This window comes from Streptomyces sp. NPDC059787 (genome assembly GCF_042732315.1).
Taxonomy (GTDB): domain Bacteria; phylum Actinomycetota; class Actinomycetes; order Streptomycetales; family Streptomycetaceae; genus Streptomyces; species Streptomyces atrovirens.
Map to the genome: position 1 here is coordinate 1 of NZ_JBHWHX010000068.1, position 14,112 is coordinate 14,112.

Sequence of the window (14,112 nt, forward strand, 5' to 3'; positions counted from 1 at the left end):
CAACCTCACCAGGCGCATAACGGACGAGACGACACCCACCTGGCGAGGAACATACTAGGACGTAAACGGCAAGTTGCCCACTTCAAACGCCCTCTTAGAAACCTACCGGTTCACACCGAGTTGCAAACGCAGCCCCAGTGCACCCCGTACCCCCGCACACGCCCTGCTCAGGCCAGCTGCCGCCGCGTACGCAGACATCATGCAGCCCTCACGGCCCTACCCCAGCGACCTGCCCGACGCCCGCTGGGAACTCATCCGCCCCACCCTCGAAGCCTGGCGCCAGGCCCGCAACGGCATCCGCAAGCCCACCCACGACCTGCGCGCCCTGATGAACGCCATCCTCTACGTCGACCGCACCGGCATCCCCTGGCGCTACCTACCCCACGACTTCCCACCCCACCAGACCGTCTACGGCTACTTCGCCCGTTGGGAAGCCGACGGCATCTTCGACCAGCTCACCGGCCTGTTACGCGGCAAAGTCCGCCAAGCCGAAGGCCGCACTAGCGAGCCCAGCGCCTACCTGATCGACAGCCAGAGCATCAAAACCTCCGCCACCGTCCACGCCACCAAGCCGCCCACCGCCGCGGCCTCCCCCACAGGCACAGGCCAGACGGCCGACGCCTGCTGCACCCCGGCCGAAACCGTCACCGAGGCCAAGACGGCATCGGGCTGCGGCTGCCAGAACTGAAACACCGCCCGCGCGCCGGGCAGGAGTCCCCCACTCGAAGGGACCCCTGCCCGCGTCCGTTCGAAGTACACGACCTCGGCCTGATGCCCGTCTGTCCGCAAGGGCGGGTGCCTCGCGGTGACTTCATTCAACCGGCACGACCTGCGCCGTCTGTTGCGTCTTCAGTGCGTGGCCCGGTCGGCTGTTTCTCGGGTGATGTCGGCGTAGAGGCGGAAGAGGACCGGGCGGGTCTCGCCATGGCCGCGTTCTTTCAGGGCTGCCCAGCACCGGGCGATGAGCTTCCGGGCCTGGGCGCCGGGCCAGGGGTGGGGCAGGAGCTGAGGCGGCAGCAGCGGGTCGGGCTCCATGGCGCGGGTGAGTTCGGCGGCCAGCTCGACAGCGATGGTGAGCAGTTCGGCCCGGGAGAGTTCGGCAGGGCCGGTGAGCCGGGCGAGGCGGGGCTGGGTGATGCGGCTGAGGCGGTGGTAGCGGTCGGCGATCTCCTGCAGGGGCCACAGACGGCGGGCGAGTTCGGCAGGCTCTCGGGTGTCGCCCCTGCGCAGGTCTGTCGTGGTGAGGAGGGTGAGCGCGTCGTGGGCGCCGAGGCGGTGGGCTGCTTCTTCGACGTACGGTTCCCATGTGTTGGCGCAGACATACAGTCCGCCCTGGAGCGGGGCGCCGCCGAGGTGAACGAGTGTCTCGCGCAGGGCGTCCCGGGAGGTGCGCGCCGATTCAGGCACCGCGAAGGCGGCCAGGTGCCAGACACCGTCCCAGGGCACGAGTCCGGCGTCCTGTTGGAATGCGTGCCGCAGGAAGTCCGCGTTGGGGGCGAGAGCACGCATGGTGTCCGTGGTCGCGTGCAGTTCCGCCCTGCGGCCTCGGCCTTCGCGGGTCAAGCGGCCTTCGGTCACAAGGCGTTTGACGCACAGCCGGACCTGCTGGTCGCTCATGCCCAGGGCGTTGGCGACGGTGTACAGCTCGTCCGCGCCGACGGTGCCGTCCTCGCGGATCAGCGCGTGGACGAGCATGCGGGTGGGGACCTCGACGTGGTCGGTGTCGGCGCTCACAGTTCTCTTACCCCTCCTGTTCCGACCGGGCGGTGCATGGTGGTCACCGCGCCGAATCCGAGCAGCGCGCGCAGGTAGGGCGTGTGCTCGGTCCGTACGGCCGTGAAGCCGCGCCGCTCGTACAGGGCCCGGGCGCGCGGGTTGGTGTCGATCACGTCCAGTCTGATCTCCCGGCAGTCCTGCTCCGCCGCGACGGCGGCCACTTCCTCGATGAGCAGGCTTCCGACGCCGCGGCCGCGCATGTGCGGGTCCACCGCGATGCCGTCCATGACGAGCTGTCCAGGGGCCGGGTGACGTTCGAACAGGGCAAGGAGCAGGAGCCGGTGCAGTCCTCGCAGGTGACCGTAAGCGCGCAGCACGGCGCAGGCCGATCCTCCGGTGAGGGCCCGCCCGCCGTGATGGTAGCCGGCGAGACCGACAAGCTGCCCGTCGAGGAGTGCGCAGACCGCCCGATCGGTGTTCAGGTGGGCGGCGATAAAAGGCACCGCCTTGTCCGCAGGGTTCAGGGCGGGACCGAGTTTGCGGCCGAAGGCGTCCCAGTACAGCTCGGCCACCCGCCGCTCGGCTCCAGCCGGAACACCCCGCTGCACCGTCACCGGCCCGGCGCCGGGGCCTGTCGTGTCCGGTCCCATGCCGTGCCTCCTTTCGCCCTGAAACCGAGACTTAAAACTATCAGACTCTCAACGGCCGTCCCCATGATGATAGTTTCGGTATCCGCTGCAAACCCGAACAGAGACGGCCCTCCCATCAGGACCTAGCCAGGGGACGCCCCGCTTCAGCGGGGTGGGGAATGGCTTCTCTCACTGCTCTGACCTCGGCTTTCTGTACGGATCTGCGCTGTTGTCGGTGGGGCCCGCTAGGTTGGTCGTACTGGTCGTACTGGCTGTGATGGCGCGGAGGGGGTGGTGGGGGGTGATGCGTGCCTACAAGTTCCTTCTGCGGCCCACGGTCCGCCAGGAGCAGGCGCTCGCCGAGATGTTGAGGGATCACTGTTCGCTGTACAACGGAGCCTTGCAGGAGCGCCGCGACGCCTACCGGCACAGCTCCAAGACCTCGGTCAGGTACGGGGAGCAGTCCGCGCAGCTGAAGGAGATCCGGGCGTTCGACCCGGAGCGTCAGGGCCGCTGGTCGTTCTCCTCCCAGCAGGCCACGCTGCGCCGTCTGGACAGGGTGTTCGCCGCGTTCTTCCGCCGCCTCAAGACCGGGCAGACGCCGGGCTACCCCAGGTTCAGGAGCGTCGGTCGCTTCGACACCGTGGTGTTCCCGAAGGACGGCGACGGCTGCCGCTGGGACTCCACCCCGCACGATGGGCAGACCCGGGTGCGCCTGCAATGCGTCGGCCACGTGCGGGTGCACCAGCACCGGCCCGTGCGCGGCCGGGTCAAGACGATCAGCGTGAAGCGGGAGGGCCGCCGCTGGTATGTGATCCTGGCCTGTGACGAGGTGCCGGCCGAGCCGCTGCCCGCGACGGGAAGCATCGTCGGCATCGACATGGGCGTGAGGCACTTTTTCACCACGTCCGACGGTGAGCACGTCGCCAGTCCGCGCTTTCTGGAGGCGATGGCGAAGGAGCTGGCCGCCGCCCAGCAGCACCTCGCGACGTTCCCCAGGGGCACGAAACGCCGCACGAAGAAGCACCGGGCTGCGGCCCGGAAGGTCGCCACGATCCACGCGAAGATCCGCAGGCAGCGGCTCGACCACCACCACAAACGGGCGAACGAGCTGATCCGCGATCACGACGTGATCGCGCACGAGAAGCTGAACACCGCCGGGATGACCAGGAGCCCGGCCGCCAGGCCCGACCCCGGGACTCCCGGCGGTTTCCTGCCGAACGGAGCCGCCGCGAAGGCCGGACTCAACCGCAGCATCCTCGACGCGGGTTGGGGGTTGTTCCTGGGAATCCTGGCGCAGAAGGCTGAGAGTGCCGCTCGCCGCGCAATCCCGGTGGACGCCCGCAACACCTCCCGCACCTGCCCCACCTGCGGGCACGTCGCGAAGGAGAACCGCGTCACCCGAGCAAAGTTCGAGTGCACCGCGTGCGGTTTCCTCGCGAACGCGGACCACGTCGGCGCGCTCAATGTGCTCAGCAGGGCCGGGCTGGTCCTCTGCGACGGTGCTTAGCCACCGACGCAGGAAGCCCGCCGCTTTAGCGGTGGGTGAAGTCACGTGTCCGAAGACCCAGTCCCGACGGCGCGGGCTCCGCATCGCCGTGTGGTCGCTCGTCACGGTCCTGCTCGTGGCCGTCGGCCTCGTCGGTGTGGTGCTGTGGCAGAACTCCTACGACATGGACGAGCAGCGGGTCACGATCCGCCACGGCGGCCACACCCTCAACGGCGTACTGGCCGTCCCCAAGGACGGCCGCAAGCACCACGGCCTGGTCGTGTACGTCCACGGCGACGGCCCCGTCGACGCCACCCACGACGACGGTTACAAGCCCATGTGGGAGGCGAACGCCAAAGCCGGGTACGCCTCCCTGTCCTGGGACAAGCCCGGCGTCGCGGGCGCGCCCGGAAACTGGCTCGACCAGTCCATAAACGACCGGGCCGGCGAGGCGGCCACCGCCATCGCCTGGGCCCGCGCCCGCCCGGACATCGACGGCGACCGGATCGGACTCTGGGGCGCCAGCCAGGCGGGCTGGGTCCTGTCGAAGATCGCCGCCAAGACGTCCGTGAGCTTCGTCATCGCCGTCTCGCCCGCGATCAACTGGCTCCAGCAGGGCCGCTACAACCTCCTCGCCGAACTGCGCGCCGACGGCGCATCAGCGGCCCGCACCAAAGCGGAGGTCGCCAAGAGCGACACCACCCGCCAACTGCTGGAACACCACGCGACCTTCGAGGAGTACGTCAGGGCGATGGGCGGCGACGCGGACGGCATGACCGCCGACCGCTGGGGCTTCGTCTCCAAGAACCACACCGCGGACGCCACACAAGACCTCCGCGCCCTGCGCGGCGTACCGGTGCTGCTGACCCTCGCGGGCCATGACATCAACGTGGACACCGCCGACACGGAGCGCACGTACCACAAGGTGCTGGAACCAGGCGGTGCACTGACGGTCAAGCACTACCCGGACGCGACCCATTCACTGCTCAAGCAGTCCATCGAGCAGTCGGACCTCAAGACCACGCTCACCGCGATCTTCTCCCCCCGCTCGCTCTTCGCGCACGGATTCCTCGACGATCAAAGACAGTTCCTCAAGGAACTCAGCCGAGGCAGTCACGCCCCTTCATGACACTCTCACAAGCCTGACCATGGAGCACGTTTACGTGCACCGCACGGTGTACTTCGAAGTGAACGCCGACAGTTGGGCGCATGCTCTCGAGGCGGTCGTGGCTCGCGTCCGAGTCCCGTGCACCGGCCTGGACAGGCCACGAACTCGACCCGATGCCGTACTGGCGGACAGGGCCCACTTCGTCCTGGGCGATCCGCCGGCGTCTCCGGCACGGATCCGGCCGCAGGACGTAACGCTCGAGGGGAGAACCGGGAGATCGCTGTCGCCCTGCGAGTGAGCGGGCGACCGGTGGAGCGGTGGAGCCGGGCCTGGTGCGAACAGGGCAGGGCGGAATCCGGGCGAAGGGCCGGTCCACGGAGCGCATCACTGCCCCATTCCGACAGCCGGTCGAGCACCCCGGCCCGGTGGGCAACCAGGAATTCGTCCTCCCGTCACCGGGCAACACCTGTCAGCGCATTGTCCGCGGCAATCCCGGGGTAGCGTTCCCGGCATGGTCCTTCACACCACCGTTGAGCGCGCTCAACGCCTCAAGCAGTTGCACGCCCAGTACAAGCCGCTCGTCCTGCCGACCGTCTGGGACGTCTGGTCCGCGCGCACGGCAGTCGCCGCCGGATTCCCCGCGCTGACGATCGGCAGCCATCCCCTCGCCGACTCCCGGGGGGCCGACGATCACGAGGGGCAGACCTTCGAAGAGGTGCTCGCCGCCGTCAGGCCGATCATCGCGGCGGTCGACGTCCCCGTGTCCGTGGACCTGGAGGCCGGGTACGGGCAGAAGCCCGCAGATCTCGTCGCCGGGCTCATCGAGGTCGGCGGCGTCGGCCTCAATGTCGAGGACACCGTCCACTCGGACGGCGGCCGCGTGCGCAGCACGCAGGAGCACGCGAGCTACGTCGCCGGTCTGCGCACGGCGGCCGACGACGCGGGGGTCCCGGTCTGGGTGAACGGGCGCACCGACCTCTTCGTGCACGCGCAGGCTGCCTCCGGCGTCCTCGATGAGACGATCGAGCGGCTGCGGGCCTTGGAAGAGGCCGGCGCCGACAGTGTCTACCCGGTGGGCATCCAGGACGACGACGACCTGCTCACGGCGGTGACCGGCGCCGTCACCGTTCCCGTGAACTCCACGGCCCATCCCGTCAGGCACGATCTCGACCGCTTCCGCCGTCTCGGCGTGGGCCGGATCACCTACGGCCCACTGCTGCAACTCGCCATGACGGACACGATGAAGGACATGCTCAAGCCGTGGACGCCCTGAGGAGTTGACCGGGCTATGGGGCCGACCGCCGGCTGCCTTCACCTTGCGCGGTCGCCTTCACCTTGCGGCGGAGGTGACGCGCCCTGCGGAATACGGGCGCACTGCCCGGGGCAACCTCACTCATCGTTTCAGAATGAGTTGAGCTGCGGGTCCTGTGCTCAGTGATCTTGGTCGGCAGGGTGTCCGGAGTGCGTGCCGCTCCGGGTGACGGCCTGGCGCCGGTTGCGGACCGGACCGAGGTCGGCGTCCGGCTACGCCCGCACGCCGCCCTGCTGACCGAGCTGCGCCGCGCCGAACTGCTGGACCCTGGGCGACTGCGCCGTGGGCGGCTCACACATCCGGGCCCTCGAAGACATCTCAGCTTGATCATTAACCTCGCTGCTGTTTCAGCCGGACGTGTTCGGTGAGGGTTTCGATTCGTTTTACGGTCTTCCCGGGCTCGTGACGCGGGGCTGACCTGCGGTTCTTCGAGCCGGGCGGGCGTCCGGGCTTGGAGGGTCTGGGCACGTCGGCGGGACGGGCGGTCTTCACGCGGAGGTGGCGGAACCCCCGGCGGACCCGGGCGGGGGCGAGCCGACGGGGCGGGGCGGGCCGTTGCCAGGGTCGACGAAGATCTTCGGCGAGGGGCCGGGCGAGGCGGAGTTAAGTGTGGGCGGCGATGATCAGCCAGGTCCACAGGTCGGCCGTGTGCGGATCGCGGACCTTGGGGACGGTCCAGCCCAGGGTCTGTTTGAACAGCCGGAAGGTGTGCTCAAGATCGAATCTGCGGAGGAACGCCTGCCAGCGCAGGTCGACGTCTGCGCCGGTCATGCCGGTGCGCGAGGACCACAGCCACACCGGCTTGGGGTCGCGGTCGCCGGGCAGGTGCTCGACCTTCAGCCGGATCAACATGCCGTGGAACAAATGGAGTTCACCGCCGTGGTCGAGCCAGGGGCCACGGGCCTGCAATCGGGGGTGCATCCGGTCCCAAACGAGGGCTTCGGCTCTGCCGTAGCGGGTGGTGTCGCACGTCGTGGCCTGGGCGGGGGTGTGCCAGGACTCCGGCTTGGAGAAGGTGAGGACGCCGCCGTGCTTGCGGGGCTGCCCGCCACGCGGAGTCGAGCGGCGCGGGCCGGCGTCCCGGAGCATGACCCGGTCCGAGCGCAGCCGGCCCACGAGCTCGACGGGCAGGTCGGCCAGGACGTAGGCGAGGCGGGTGACGTCGTAGCCGGTGTCCATGACGACGAGGATGTCCGGGTCGCCCGGCCGCCACTGCCCGGCCTGCACGAGCCGGGTGACCACCTCACGCAGTTGGGCAGCGGTCACCGCGGTGGCGTCGTCGGCCGGCCCCAGCCGAATCGCGTCCAGCACGGCCGTCCAGGACGTGCGCCCCGTCTCCAGCGCGGCGACGAAAGAGTAGGGCCAGCCAGGGATGAACTGATCTGCGCTGCGGCCCCGCCCGTAGACGTGGCAGAACAACAGCTCCGGGCTGGTGGGGGCGTCGGGCCGCAGCCAGTTGCTCACATCCACCGCGAGCACGATCCGCCCGCCGGCGGCCCGCGGCAACGGCGTGGAGGCCAGCAGCCTGCGCAGGCGGCGGGGCTCCAGCCAGCCGTGATTGACCGCGTCGTACATCGCCCCGTGCCCACGCCGGTGCTCGGCCGTGAGCGTCAACTCGACCAGCGACGTCACCGGGCCGTCCGAGCACAGCACCGCGTCGGTCAGCTCGAAAAGCGCATCCGCCCGGGTGTAGAGGCAGTCGTAGAACTGGACACGAAAGTGGGACAGGACGCCCAACGCGGCGTCAGCGGACTGTTCAGCGGCGAGACTCTTCACCAGCGGCCGTTCCTTCACGCGACGTTGCTCGACACCTCGAAGCGTGAAGAACGGCCGTCCTGCTGTCCCGGGAACGAACCAAGATCAGCGGGTCAGGTGAACGGCCGAGGTTAAACACCAAGCTCAGAAGCTGTTGTCTTTCCGGGCTTGGAAACGGAGTTTTCGATGGTCGGGCACAGGAGGGCTTGGTACCCCTTTACGGACGGAAGGTGCGGCGGTAGGTATCGGGTGGGACGCCGACGCTGCGGTGGAAGTGGCGGCGCAGGGTGGTGGCGGTGCCCATGCCGGTGGCCGCGGCGATGGTGTCCACGGTGGCGTCGGTGGTCTCCAGCAGTTCCTGTGCGTGGCGAATGCGCTGGGTGTGGAGCCATTGCAGTGGCGTGGTGCCGGTGAGGTGCTTGAAGTGGCGGCCGAGATGACGTGAGCTCATGCGGGCCTGACGGGCCAGATCCTCCACGGTCAGCGGCTGGTCCAGCCGCTCCAGCGCCCAGGGGAGGAGCTCGCCTAGGGGGTGGTTGCCCGGGGCGGGGCGGGGGGTGGCGATGAACTGGGCCTGGCCGCCGTCGCGGTGGGGTGGGGTGACCAGGCGTCGGGCGATCTTGTTGGCGTTGGCCGAGCCGTGGTCGAGGCGGACCAGGTGCAGGCACAGGTCCATGGCGGCGGCTTTGCCCGCGGAGGTGAGGACGTCGCCGTTGTCGACGTAGAGGACGTCCGGATCGACGGTGGCCGCCGGGTGGCGCCGGGCCAGTTCCCGCGTGTGGGCCCAGTGTGTGGTGGCGCGCCTGCCGTCGAGCAGTCCTGCCGCGCCCAGGACGAAGGCGCCCGTGCACAGTGAGGCCACGCGGGCACCGGCCGCGTGGGCCGCACGTACCGCCTCGACCAGCTCGGCGGGCGGGTCGCGATCGGTGTCGGCCCAGCCGGGGACGATCACTGTGTCTGCGTGCGCGAGGTGGTCGAGTCCGTGGTCGGGTTCTAGGCGGAAGCGGTCGACGTGCACCGGACCGCTCCCGCAGAGGGAGAAGTCGTACCAGGGGTCCACGATGTGGGTCAGCTCGGCTCCGAAGACCTCAACGGCCACGGACAGTTCGTAGTGGAGCATGCCGTCGGTGACGGCCAGTGCAACAGCAGGCATGTCTGAAACTGTACGTAACATGTCGTTTCCGACGCTCGTGCGGGGCGCTGCCGGAGGAACAGGATGTGGATGTCAGGCCGCAGCGGATCGACCTCGCAGCGGGCGTTCGAGTACACGGGAGAGTTTCATGGGGTCAGGTCAGCCGGTGATGGTGTTCGGCGCCTACGGTCACACCGGGCGGTTCGTGGTCGCGGAGCTGGCAGCGCGTGGGTTCGCCCCTGTGCTGTCCGGGCGCAACACACAGGCCTTGGAGGAGATGGCCCACGAACACGGGCTGGAGGCCCGGGTGGCGTCGGTCGAGGACCCGGCTTCGCTGGAGCGGGCCCTGGCGGGCACGGCGGCGGTCATCAACTGCGCCGGTCCCTTCGCATCAACCACCGGCCCCGTCATCGAGGCCGCGCTCCGCGCGAAGATCCCCTACCTGGACGTGGCCGCCGAGCTCGAGGCCAACCTCGACACCTTCGCCCGCTACCGCGAGCGGGCCCGGAACGCGGGAGCGGTGATCGTCCCGGCCATGGCCTTCTTCGGCGGCCTCGGTGACCTGCTGACCACCGCGGCGATGGGCGACTGGACCGAAGCCGACGAGGCGCACATCGCCTACGCGCTCAGCAACTGGCACCCCACCGCCGGCACCCGGCTCTCGGGCGCGGTCTCCCGCGAGCGGCGCGGCGACCACCGCCTGCGCTACAGCGGCGGACGGTGGGAGCGCCGCACCGACCCCGCGCCCACCCTGGAGTGGACCTTCCCGGAACCGATAGGACCCCGGCCGGTGATCGGGGAGTTCACGATGGCGGACGTCGTCACCGTCCCCCAGCACCTCTCCATCCCCGATGTAACTACCTACATGAGCGCCGAGGCGGCCCGAGACGTCGCCGCCCCTCACACGCCGGCCCCGACCGCCGCCGACGAGCGCGGGCGCTCGAATCAGACCTTCCTCGTCGACGTCGTCGTCCGCTCCGACGGAGCCGAACGCCGGGCCACGGCCAGTGGCCAGGACATCTACGCCGTCACCGCGCCCCTCGTCACTGAGGCCCTCGAACGCGTCCTGACCGGCCGCACCAAGACCGTCGGCGTCGTCTCCGCCGGCGAGATCTTCGACGCCCCCGACTTCCTGCACGCGCTCGACCCGCACATCACACTCGACCTGCACCCGCAGAAGCAGAACGCCTGACCCAAGCCAACCGCCCTGCCGTCGGGTGCGTGCCCCCACCGGCGCCAGGCCCTCCCGGCCGGTCGGCGGGTAGCCCCGGCGCCACAGCCGCTTCCCATGCCTATTGCTCGCAATCGCGTTCGACCGAAAGCGGACCAGGTCCGCGGTGTGCTTGTCTACGTCCGGTGCCAGCAGCCGGCCGCACTCCCAGTACCGAGGCGGCTCGTGTGCGTCCTCGGTACGGTGGTCGATCTCTTCGGACCTTGCCCTGCCATCTCGGACGGCGCGCGGAGGCCCCCGGGAGCAGCTGGCGCTGGTTTTCGTGCCGACGCGTTGGCCGGCGCAGCAGATCGCCGATGCGCCAGGCCGTTCGTCTCGCGCCACTTTGGCTTGCTGGAAGCCGGACCCTGTGGCGGAGGGCAGGGTGTCTTGGGTTCTACCTGATTTCGGTTGCCTGGGACCACACCGCTCGCCACCGGCCATCTGCGTTCTCGTAGGTGTCGGTGTGCCAGTACGTTGCGCGGGGGACCGCGCTGCCACCGAAGACCACCTCCAGTGTGGCCTTGTACCGGATGGCAGCGGATTTTCCGTGCACGCGGACGTCGATGAAGGCGGGCTCCCAGCTCACATAGTCGATGTGTCCGGTCGCGACGGCCGTGAGGTAGTCGACTTTGGACAACACCATGCCGATGGGCGTGACGAGTTGGAAGTCCGGCGCGTGCAGATCGGACGCGGCGGTGACATCACCCTCGACGAGCGTGCGAAGTCGGGTCCGTTCAACCTCTCGGATCTGTTCTGCGACCGTGGTTACGGCCGGGCTCTCGGCTGTCTGCTCGTCTTGGGCCTTTGTGCTTTCGCCGGTCATGCACACACCTTCCAACGCTCGTAAACTTACAACTGTTAGGACAGTACGTCAGTCGGTTAACGGATGTAAAGTCATGGCATGACGAACGGTCCCTCCCCACCGACCGCCCCAGGCCAGGGCCAGCGCACTTCGACCCGGCCCCGCAACCGCCGCGGCGAAGGCACACGGCTGCGTGAGGAGATCGTTCAGGCGGCCACCGCGCTGATTGTGCGCACCGGCTCAGATCAAGCGGTGACTCTGCGCTCGGTAGCGCGCGAAATCGGCATAGCCGCCCCCTCGATCTACGCCCACTTCCCCAATCGGGACGCCATCGTCCAAGCGGTCGTGGAGGAGGCGATCGCACATCTACACCAGACGGTCACCGCGGCAGTCACCGCTCATGAAGACCCCGTGCAAGGGCTGCTCGCTGGATGCGCCGCGTATGTGGAGTTCGGCACCAGCGAGCCCGCACGCTACCGGGTCCTATTCGAGACGCCCCCTTCCAAGTCCGACCCCGACGGCGCGGACCACAGCGGGCTCGACGCGTTCCAAACACTCGTCGACAACCTCCACGCATGCGTGCACGCCGGAAGATCGGCCAGCACCGACCCATTCGCCGATGCCGTGGCCCTGTGGACCGCACTGCACGGTCAGGTTTCCCTCCGCGCTGCTCTGCCCGGCTTCCCCTGGCCGCCCACCGACACCGTCGAACAGATGGTGTTGTGCCTCGGACGGATCACCACTCCCCCAAGCAGCCGGTGGTCACCTCGTTCGTGAAGGCGGAGTCGGCGCTGCCGAGTCGGTCCAGGGACAGGACGACGAGAATGTCGCCCTCGCAGGGGAAGTCGAGGCCTTCCACAGTTCCTCGCGTTTGGCATTATCGCCGGACGAGGGGATGTCGAGGAGTGGACTGCGGCGGCCATCACCGGCCTTCTCTCCCTTCCTGAACTGTCATGATCAATTGGGAGTAGCCCGTGTTCTGCCGCCTGGATGGCTGCCGGTCGGCACCGTTGGTGTGGACATGAAGCAAAGCAGTCCGGGCAGACACCGAGTGGAAGCGGCGGGGCCCGCTCCTGCCTGCGCAGCGACCGTCGCAGCCCTGGTCATCTGTCTCCGCAGGTCATCGTTCGGACAGGTCGCAGTGTTCTGAGTCGTGGATTTCTGCGTGATTTTCGTAATCGGCGGGTCAGATCAGCCCGTTCTCGCGGGCATACAACGCAGCCTGGGTCCGGTCGCGCAGGCCCAGCCGGCTCAATACGCGGGAGATATGGTTCTTGACGGTGCCCTCGCTCAGGTAGAGCCGGGCGGCGATCTCCTTGTTCGTCGCGCCCGCGGAGATGAGCCGGAGCACCTCCGTCTCCCGGGGCGTCAGCAGGTCGGGCGTCGGGGCAGCCGCGGCCAGCGCCGCGATGACGCCCTGGTCGAACTGGGCGACACCCGCGTGTACCAGGCGGACCGCCCGGGCTAGTTCTGCCGCCGGCAAATTTTTCAGCAGATAACCGACTGCTCCCGCCTTCAGCGCCCGGCCTACGTATTCGTCGTCGTTGAAGGTCGTCAGCATCACGATCCGGCACTCGGGCAGCCTGCGGCGGAGCAGCGCCGTGGCTGCCACCCCGTCCATGCCGGGCATGCGGATGTCCATCAGCACCACGTCGGGATGGCACCGCTCGGCTTTCTCCACAGCCTCGGCACCGTCCCGCGCGCTGCCCGTCACCTCGATGCCGGGCTGAATTCCGAGCAATGCGGCGATGCCCTCGCGGACAAGGTCCTGGTCATCGACCACGAGCACGCGTATGACCGGCACCTCCGGCACGGGCCCGTTCACCACGGCACCTCCACCCTGAGGGTGGTACCCCGGTTCGAACTGCACAGGTCCACCGTTCCGCCAGCCAGCCGGACCCGCTCACGCAACCCGGTCAGGCCGAAACCCTCCCCGGCCCCATCTAGTCCGCTGCCGTTGTCCGTGACGCACAGGCGCGCCTTCTGGTCGTCGTAGTGGACCGTCACACCGATCTCGGTTGCTCCGGAATGCCGACAAGCGTTGGTGAGGCCTTCCTGCGCCGCCCGGTACAGCACCAGTAGCGACCGCCGCTCGGTGCCCGACACGTCCAGGGAGATGCGGCGGTCGCCGTCCTCCAGGTGATGGACGAGGTCGGCCAGCGTCCGGGCGAGACCGAACGGTTCGGACTCCGCCTCGGGGCCGAGAGTACGCACGGAGGCCCGAACCTCCTCCAGTGCCCGGTTCGCGGACCAGCGGGCGTGTGACACGGCCTGCGCGGAGCCTGTCGGATCGAGCGTGGCGAAGGCCTCCGCCTTCTCCAACTGAATGCCGATCGCAGTCAGATGGTGCCCGAGGCTGTCATGGATCTCATGGGCCAGCCGGTTGCGCTCGCGGGTCGCCGACAACAGCGCCACCTGCGCGAGAGTGCCCTCCAGCCGGTCACGGGCCTGCTGCTCCCGCACGGCCACCGCCGCCGTCACCAGCGCCAGTGCGACTCCCAGGCCAAACATCAGCAGGTCCGAGATGTACTCGGCGCGCACCTCCCAGCCCGGCACCCACAGGGTGAACGCCCCCGCAAGCAGGATGACACAGCCCGCACCCAGCGCGATCCCGGCCGTCGGCCCGAACGCGAAGAACCCCAGAAACGGGATCAGCACGAACAGCACGCGCGAGAGCCCGGAGGCGTCGAAAGCCGCTACTGCACAGAACAGAGCGGCCCTGAGGGCGAACACGGCGCCCGCCGGGATCCGCCACACCCGCCCGTCGAGAGCCGCCAGTATGCACAGCAGCACCGTGAACGCAGCCGTGCGCGCGCCGAGGCCCGGACCGATCGCGGCGTGGTAAAGACCCCCGGCAAGCACCACCCCGTACAGGAGTGCGGATATCCAAGGCACGGGACGTGGCATCGGGCCTCCTCGGAAATAGCATGCGATGCACGGTCCCAGCAGCGTACGC

At 69.0% G+C, this 14,112-nt stretch carries 11 protein-coding genes and 3 pseudogenes; 7 read left to right on the forward strand and 7 right to left on the reverse strand.

Annotated elements, in window-relative coordinates; translation table 11 throughout:
- Positions 1 to 199 precede the first annotated feature (199 nt).
- A pseudogene (locus ACFV5H_RS35120) lies at positions 200 to 568 on the forward strand (transposase); the annotation flags it as partial.
- 281 nt (positions 569 to 849) lie between these two features.
- On the opposite strand, the gene ACFV5H_RS35125 reads toward ACFV5H_RS35120, so the two are convergent.
- Positions 850 to 1,695 (reverse strand): PaaX family transcriptional regulator C-terminal domain-containing protein, encoded by an 846-nt coding sequence (locus tag ACFV5H_RS35125; RefSeq protein WP_385198847.1) that lies wholly within the window; start codon positions 1,693 to 1,695, stop codon positions 850 to 852.
- A 35-nt stretch (positions 1,696 to 1,730) separates the two neighbouring features.
- Positions 1,731 to 2,366, reverse strand: a complete 636-nt coding sequence (locus ACFV5H_RS35130) for a GNAT family N-acetyltransferase (RefSeq protein ID WP_385198798.1) — start codon at positions 2,364 to 2,366, stop codon at positions 1,731 to 1,733.
- A 280-nt stretch (positions 2,367 to 2,646) separates the two neighbouring features.
- Between ACFV5H_RS35130 and ACFV5H_RS35135 the strand changes: the two genes are divergently transcribed.
- The 4 genes and pseudogenes from ACFV5H_RS35135 to ACFV5H_RS35150 all read left to right on the forward strand — a co-directional run bounded on the left by ACFV5H_RS35135 (position 2,647) and on the right by ACFV5H_RS35150 (position 6,215).
- Positions 2,647 to 3,855: an RNA-guided endonuclease InsQ/TnpB family protein gene (locus ACFV5H_RS35135; RefSeq protein WP_385198849.1), complete on the forward strand. Its 1,209-nt coding sequence runs from the start codon at positions 2,647 to 2,649 to the stop codon at positions 3,853 to 3,855.
- A 31-nt stretch (positions 3,856 to 3,886) separates the two neighbouring features.
- The gene (locus ACFV5H_RS35140) at positions 3,887 to 4,963 is read left to right on the forward strand and encodes an alpha/beta hydrolase family protein (protein ID WP_385198799.1); all 1,077 of its coding nucleotides are present in this window, start codon (positions 3,887 to 3,889) and stop codon (positions 4,961 to 4,963) included.
- Positions 4,964 to 5,039: 76 nt separating this feature from the next.
- Positions 5,040 to 5,172 (forward strand): annotated as a pseudogene (locus tag ACFV5H_RS35145) (IS5/IS1182 family transposase); the annotation flags it as partial.
- Positions 5,173 to 5,453: 281 nt separating this feature from the next.
- A complete protein-coding gene (locus ACFV5H_RS35150) occupies positions 5,454 to 6,215 on the forward strand; it encodes an isocitrate lyase/phosphoenolpyruvate mutase family protein (protein WP_385198801.1) in 762 nt (253 codons plus the stop codon).
- A gap of 369 nt (positions 6,216 to 6,584) precedes the next feature.
- Here ACFV5H_RS35150 and ACFV5H_RS35155 read toward each other — a convergent pair.
- Positions 6,585 to 8,030, reverse strand: a pseudogene (locus ACFV5H_RS35155) (NF041680 family putative transposase).
- 196 nt (positions 8,031 to 8,226) lie between these two features.
- Positions 8,227 to 9,162 (reverse strand): helix-turn-helix domain-containing protein, encoded by a 936-nt coding sequence (locus tag ACFV5H_RS35160; protein ID WP_385198802.1) that lies wholly within the window; start codon positions 9,160 to 9,162, stop codon positions 8,227 to 8,229.
- Between the two features lie 127 nt (positions 9,163 to 9,289).
- Here ACFV5H_RS35160 and ACFV5H_RS35165 point away from each other — a divergent pair, with 127 nt between their 5' ends.
- Positions 9,290 to 10,333, forward strand: a complete 1,044-nt coding sequence (locus tag ACFV5H_RS35165; RefSeq protein ID WP_385198804.1) for a saccharopine dehydrogenase family protein — start codon at positions 9,290 to 9,292, stop codon at positions 10,331 to 10,333.
- 415 nt (positions 10,334 to 10,748) lie between these two features.
- On the opposite strand, the gene ACFV5H_RS35170 is transcribed toward ACFV5H_RS35165, so the two are convergent.
- Complete coding sequence (locus tag ACFV5H_RS35170; RefSeq protein ID WP_385198806.1) at positions 10,749 to 11,177, reverse strand: nuclear transport factor 2 family protein; 429 nt, start codon at positions 11,175 to 11,177, stop codon at positions 10,749 to 10,751.
- A 78-nt stretch (positions 11,178 to 11,255) separates the two neighbouring features.
- Between ACFV5H_RS35170 and ACFV5H_RS35175 the strand changes: the two genes are divergently transcribed.
- On the forward strand, positions 11,256 to 11,933 hold the full coding sequence (locus ACFV5H_RS35175; RefSeq protein ID WP_385198808.1) for a TetR/AcrR family transcriptional regulator: 678 nt from the start codon (positions 11,256 to 11,258) through the stop codon (positions 11,931 to 11,933).
- Between the two features lie 409 nt (positions 11,934 to 12,342).
- On the opposite strand, the gene ACFV5H_RS35180 is transcribed toward ACFV5H_RS35175, so the two are convergent.
- Entirely contained in the window at positions 12,343 to 12,984 is a 642-nt protein-coding gene (locus ACFV5H_RS35180) for a response regulator (protein WP_385198809.1), read from the reverse strand.
- Complete coding sequence (locus ACFV5H_RS35185; protein WP_385198811.1) at positions 12,978 to 14,063, reverse strand: sensor histidine kinase; 1,086 nt, start codon at positions 14,061 to 14,063, stop codon at positions 12,978 to 12,980. The genes ACFV5H_RS35180 and ACFV5H_RS35185 overlap by 7 nt, the downstream gene beginning before the upstream one ends.
- Positions 14,064 to 14,112: the final 49 nt, after the last annotated feature.